This window comes from Micromonospora sp. AMSO12t, assembly GCF_008806585.1.
In the GTDB taxonomy this organism is placed as follows: Bacteria; Actinomycetota; Actinomycetes; order Mycobacteriales; family Micromonosporaceae; genus Micromonospora; species Micromonospora reichwaldensis.
Genome location: NZ_WAAS01000061.1, coordinates 24,491 through 30,610, shown reverse-complemented (window position 1 = coordinate 30,610; position 6,120 = coordinate 24,491). Strand labels below are relative to the sequence as shown.

At 71.8% G+C, this 6,120-nt stretch carries 4 protein-coding genes; all 4 read right to left on the bottom strand.

The genetic code is table 11. The features are described from left to right. On the bottom strand, nt 1–603 hold a 603-nt coding region (locus tag F6X68_RS12385; RefSeq protein WP_151454409.1), incomplete at its 3' end, for an MOSC domain-containing protein. A gap of 144 nt (nt 604–747) precedes the next feature. After that, complete coding sequence (locus F6X68_RS12380) at nt 748–1,581, bottom strand: class I SAM-dependent methyltransferase (protein ID WP_151454408.1); 834 nt, start codon at nt 1,579–1,581, stop codon at nt 748–750. Nucleotides 1,582–1,815: 234 nt separating this feature from the next. Next, nucleotides 1,816–2,064, bottom strand: a complete 249-nt coding sequence (locus tag F6X68_RS12375) for a hypothetical protein (RefSeq protein WP_151454407.1) — start codon at nt 2,062–2,064, stop codon at nt 1,816–1,818. Continuing rightward, the gene (locus tag F6X68_RS12370; protein WP_151454406.1) at nt 2,065–6,003 is read right to left on the bottom strand and encodes an ALF repeat-containing protein; all 3,939 of its coding nucleotides are present in this window, start codon (nt 6,001–6,003) and stop codon (nt 2,065–2,067) included. It abuts the gene before it with no gap. Nucleotides 6,004–6,120: the final 117 nt, after the last annotated feature.

Sequence of the window (6,120 nt, the reverse complement as noted above, 5' to 3'; positions counted from 1 at the left end):
CCGGCGGCCGACCCAGTCGTCCTCGGCCCAGGCCGGCGCGCCCTCTACCACCAGGTTGGGGCGGAACCGTGCCATCGGCACGGGCTCCTCGCCGGCCTCGGCGAGCCACCCGTTGAGCGCGTCGAGCGAGGCGGCAGTGGCCAGCAGCAGCGGGTAGGCGTCGGCGAAGCTGACCTGCTCACCGGTGTCATGCTCCCGGTCGCCCGGCGGGATGTGCCGGGTCGGTCGGGCGAGCCAGACCAGCCGGACGGCGCGGCCCAGCAGCGCGCCGATCCAGGCGTCGGCCGCCGGACCGGCGGGGAGCGCCGGCACCGGCAGCTTGCGGTTGCGGAAGGTCCGCACCGCGACGGGTTCGCCGCCGACCGGCTCGGGCACGGCCAAGTCGTCGTGCCCCTCGGCGCGCAGCAGCAGGCCACCGTCGTGGGGCGTGGCGTGCAGGCCGACCAGGCGGGTGGTCTCCCGCTGGGTGACTCCGACGCCATCCGCGTCGACGATCATCCAGCGCCGGTCGCCGGCCAGGCCCCACGGCTCGACGCCCGCGACGTCGTGGTCGAGCCGGCGACAACCCTTGACGGGGTACGTGTGGATGGCGCTCAACCGCATCCGGCAACCCTGTCACGGCCCGCGCGCGACCGTCGCCCCCGCCTGCTCCCGTGCCGGCGTCGTCGCGTGGGACGCCCGTTCAGCGTGCCCCGGCTGGTCGAGGGCCTCCGGCACCTCGCGCCGACCCGGCCCGCACGACCGCGATCACCAGGCGACGCCGATGCCGTCCCCGGGGTACCAGTGGTTGGCGGGGGTCTCCCGGTAGGCGAGGAACCGCCGGCCGGTGCGCTCGGCGTGCTCGGCGAGGACGTTGGTGGCGGTGACGTTGTCGGTGAGCAGGATCGCGCCCGGCGCCAACTTGGTCTCGACGGCCTCGAACTCGCGCTTCTCGTGGGCCCGGCTGTGGTCGCTGTCGTGCAGGAAGAGGTCGACCGGCCGGTCCAGCGCGGCGATGGAGGCGATCGAGTCGCCGATCACCAGGTCGACCACCTCCGACCAGGGCGCGGTGCGGGCGAGGTAGCCGGCCTCCGGGTTGATGTCCAGCGAGGTGACCCGGCCGGGCTGCCCGTCGGCGGCGTTGCGCAACAGCGCGGCGGCGAGCACGCAACTGCCGAGCCCTTTGTCGACGCCGGTCTCGACCACGTGCGTCGGCTTCGTGGCGCGCACGATGGCGTACCACCCGATGCGGCGGGCGTAGCGGACCTGCCGGTCGGCCAGGCCCCGGCGGGCGGCGCCGGCGGTGGCGGACTCGATGTGCCGGCGCAGCACGTCGTCCGACTCGATCTCGGCGAAGTACGCGCGGACCTGCTTGACGGGCACGTCGCAGACCACGCTGACGAACCAGGCGAGGTGGTGCCGGCTCAGCTTGGTCAGCTCGTACGTGTAGTTGTGGTGCTCCCGCGAGGTGACCAGCCAGCGGGCCGAGGTGCGCAGCACCTTGGCGTCGTGGCGGACGACGCGGGCCAGGCGCTTGGGGAAGGCCGCGACGGGGGCGAGAGGGGTGCGGGCGATGGCCCGTCGGAGCTTCGTTGCGTCCACGCAAGGGTTCTACCAGCCGCAGGCGGTCAGGTGTAGTGGAAGCCGGCGCCGGCGCCGGTGAAGTGGGCGAGCGGAAGGCGGGGCGGGATGCGCCCGAGCGGGAGCGCCTCGAACCAGAGGCACTCCCGCTCGGGAGGTTCACCATCACAGACGCCCAGCGATCGGAATCAGCGGGTCACATCACCCAGGCCGTCCGAACTCGTACGTCCGCTCGGAGGAGACAGGTATCAGCGATCACTTCAGTGGAGTGCGGATCTCCGCCCGAAGTTCAGCCAGGCCCTCGTCGCCACCCTTCGCCTCGGCCCAGGCAATGATCTTCAGGACGTCGGGCAGGGGCAGGCCGAACTCCTCTCGCGCCGCGCGTCCCGCCTGGATGTACCGGCCTTCGCCGTGATCTCTGATGGCACGCGCCACGTCGCCGATGTCGCCGCCCTCGTTCACGATCCGGCGAAGGAACGGATGCCACTCGTCCCATACGATCACTTATGGCCTCCCGAAGGTGATCCGCACCGGCTTGTCCGGAAGAACCTCCTGATCGACGTGGAGAATCTTCGTGTAGCCGTGCTCACGCGCCATCTTTCCGGTCCAGGTCGCCCATGCCGCCTCTGTAGGAGTCTTTCCGGCGGCAAGCGCGGCGGCGAAGGAATCCTTGTTGGAGTCCACGAGGTTACCTTCAACCGTCTTCACGCGGCTCCCGAACAGCGACATGATCCGAATGAAGATGTCTCTGCCTCGGACGGGGGACCCCTCTGTGACCTCGACCAGCATCCAGAGACCGCCCTTGTCGTCGAGATAGGCGTCGAACAGGCTCCTGCTCTCCGGATGCCGCCACTCGTATTCGGCCTCCCGTACCGTTTCGACGCCACACCCTGGCGCGGATTGCGGTGCCGCCAGAGAGATCTGCCGTGCGTCGTGAACGACCGACGGGGCAGGGGCGGTGGCCGTGGAGGCACCGACTGGGGCGAGAAGCGCGACACCTGCGAGGGTGACGGCACTGCCACGCCACAGGCAGGAGGTGACCTCCACCATCTTCAGCCGGATGGCGTTCACCGCCTTCAGCTCCGCCTGCGCCTTCTTGGCGTTCTGGTTGGCGATGTAGAGAGCACGGGCGCTCTGGAAGCCAGCGCTGATGAGCTTCGCGGCACCGAGGAACACCAGGGTTTCGAGCGCTGTCTGGCCGAGTTTGAGCAGGGTCTGCGCGAGGGTCTGATCCCCGTTGATCAGCTTGTAGACGTTGAGCCCGACCTCGCCGACGGTGAGCAGAGTCCCCGCGACGGCTCCGCAGACAACGGTGGCGACGCAGAGCACGATGGCGAGCGCCCCGACCGGAGCGAGAGTGGCGACGAGCCCCTTCACCAACTCGACGAAGAAGATCAGCGGCTGCATCCCCTTGAACTCGGGGTCGAGGGTGGAGTGGATGCAGTTCTGGTAGAGCTGGCTGCCCTGGGGATAGATGTCGCACAGGGCGGCGTTGGTGTAGGCCCGGTTGGCCAGCTCCGCCGGGTCGGGAACGACGTTGGCGACGCAGTTGCGGTACCACTCGTGCTGCGTGCCGCTCAGAATCCTCTCGAGCTCGACGATGGGATCGGCCGCATACTCCGTGTGGCACTTCGCGATCTCGAGGCCCTGGGCATGGGAGTACGTGTCGTACGCCTGCTTGGCGGCGGCGACGGCGGCGTTGGCGTCCTCCCCGGCGGCCCTGGCCGAGTCGTACGCACGCTTGGCGGCGGCGTTGGCCTCGGCAGCAGCCTTGATCGCCTTCTTGTGCGAGGCGACCGCCCAGGCGGCGGACCGGATGGCGCTGCGGGCCGAGGCGTTGGCCCGGGTGGACGCGTCCTTGGCGGTCGCGACAGCGGCTGCGGCCTTCTGCACCGACTGAGCGGCCTGGCTCGCGTAGCCCCTCGCCTTGTTCGCGTAACCCTCCGCCTTGTCCGCCGAGAGAAGCGCGTCCCGGGCGTGCTGCTCGGCCAGAGCGGCGTCGTTACGCGCCCGTGCCGCGACGGCCTGCGCCTCGAACGAGTTCGTCACGGCGGTCTCTGCGACCTCGTTGATCCGCTCGAGGAGGCTGCCGACGACCGTGAGGTGAATGGCGTTGTCGTAGTCCCGCTCGGCGGCGATGTACCGGCCGCTCTCGAGGAATTCCCGCAGGCCGGGCGCGGGCCCGTCCAGAGCGATCTGGGCTGCGGCCTTGAGCTCCGGTCCACTGGCCGGGTCGGCGATGACCTGGTTGACCCGCACACGCTCACCGATGGCGGCAGCCGTGTACTGGCCGGTGTCCAGGAAGTCGCGCAGAGCCTGCAGGGTGTCGGCGTCCAGCGCCTCCTGTGCCTTCTGCTCGAGCACGACATCACCAGCGGTGCGGGCGGCAGCGAGGATCTGGTTGACCTTCAGCCGATCCTGCGTGTAGCGCCCCGGGTAGTTCTGGGTGCGCAGGAACTGCGCGACCACCGCGTCGCTGCCGGCCAGCGCGGCCAGCGCCGCGTCCCGCAGTGCGGTGTTCTCGGTGATCGCCAGGTCCATGACCGCCTGGCGGTTGTCCCGGGCCTCGGTGGCGGCGAGCCCCGTCCGGACGAACGCGACCGCCTGCTCATCGCTGCCTGCCAGGGCCGCCATGGCAGCCTGCTGCGTCCAGGCACCCCGCGACGACGTGAGGTTCAGCGCAACCTGGCGGCTGGCGGCGACGGCCCTGGCCGGCGCAGTGGCGGGGTTCTGGACCTCGGCGATCAGGCTCCTGGTCTCCGCATCCCGCTTCGCCGCCTGCTCGACGTCCCAGTCGCCCGCGCGCTGCTGGGACTCGTACTCGGTGTTCGCCGCCTGCGCGGCCTCCAGCCCCTGGTCCCGGGAGACCGCCAGCCGCTCCACGTCGGCCTCGCGGGCCGCCTCGTAGACCGCCGCCGCCTGCACGCCGGCGTTCACCGCGTCCGTGGCAGCCTGCGTCGCCGCGTTGGCGTACTCGGTGGCGCGCCTCGCCGCCTCTGCCGCCTCTCCGGCATGGTCGGCCGCGAAGATCGCGGCCTGCGCCGCAGCCCGGGCGTTCACCGCCGCGCGCTTCGCGGCGTCGCGGGCCGCGTAGGCGGCATTGATCGCCACCTGGAGGTACTTCTCCGCGGCGGCTGCCGCCCTGGTGGCCCGGTCGGCGTTGGCCCGGGCCTGGTTGGCTGCGGCCACCGCCTCCCGGGCGTCCGCGCCGGCGCTGTTGGCGTGCCTGGCGGCGTCGTCGTTCGCGGCCGCGGCCGACCTCGCGTGGGCGGCGGCCGATTTTGCCGCTGCCACGGCGTCCCGGCCCGCCTCGATCGCCTTACCGGCCGCGTCGGCCTTCTTGGCGAATTCCTCCGCGTCCCGGGCCGCCGCGTTGGCCTGCTCCGCCTTCGCGCGGGCGTCCGCCGCCTTCGTCCTGTCCGTCGCCGCGTCGGCGGCTGCCTTGTATGCCTTGGTCGCCGCCTGACCGGCCTTCGAGGCCGCGGACGCCGCTCGCGCGGCGGCGGTCGAGGCGGCCCGTGCCGCACGGCTCGCGGCGGCGGCCGCCTGCACGGCGACCTTCGCCGCCTGCGCCGCCTTCTGCGCCGCGACTGCGGCTCGCCTGGCCTGTGCGGCAGCCTCCTTCATGTTCGACCTCGCGGCCTCGGTGGCCCGGGCAGCGTCCGCTGCGGCCCGCCGGGCGGCATCGGACGCGGCCTTCGCCCGGTCCGCCTCCTGCGTGGCGTGCTTCGTCTCCCGGGCGGCCACCTCGCCCGCGGCCTGCGCCTGGGCCAGCAGACCGGTAAGGGTGGCGACCTCCTCGTCCTGGGCCGCCGCCACCGACCAGCCGTACGCCAGGAAGGTCTCGAGCGCCTCCGGCGTCCCGGCGTCGAGCGCCTTCTGCCCGGCCGCGCGGACCTGCGGTCCTCCCGTGGCCATCGCCTGGTTGATCCGCAGTCGCTGATCGGTCTGCCACTGCAACTGCCAGCCGGAGTCGAGGAACGCCCGCATCACCGCCGGGTTTTCGGAGTCGAGGGCCTGCTGCGCCGCCTCGCGGACCTGATCGCCCCCGACAGCCATCACCTGGTTGACCGACAGCCGAGTGTCGATGTCGGAAGGCCCCTGCCAGCCATGCGAGAGGAACGCCGAGACCGCCTCCAGGTCGCCGGCGTCGGCGGCGTCCAGTGCCTGTTTGGCGGCGGCCCGCACGGAGGGCCCGCCTTCGCCGACCACGCCGGCCACCGCGTCGAGTTCGTCGAATCGCTGGGCCTTCTCCAGACCACCGTTGAGGAACTCACTGACCTGCGCGTCGGTGCCGAGCAGCGCGATCTCGGCCGCCGCCCGAACCTGCATTCCCCCCGACTTCCAGGCGTTGACGACCAGCGCGCGGTCCGGGGGGACCGCCGGGTCCTCGGCCCGAGCGGGCGTGGCTCGCAGGAAGCCGGTGAGCAGTGCCAGCACCATGAGCGCTGCGACGAGCGCTCGGCGTCGGACCGCGCCCGGAAGAGGAGGTTTGGATAGGAAAACACCAGGTGACGTACTCACGGTCACTCCGATCCCCGTTGGATGATGCGCAGGACT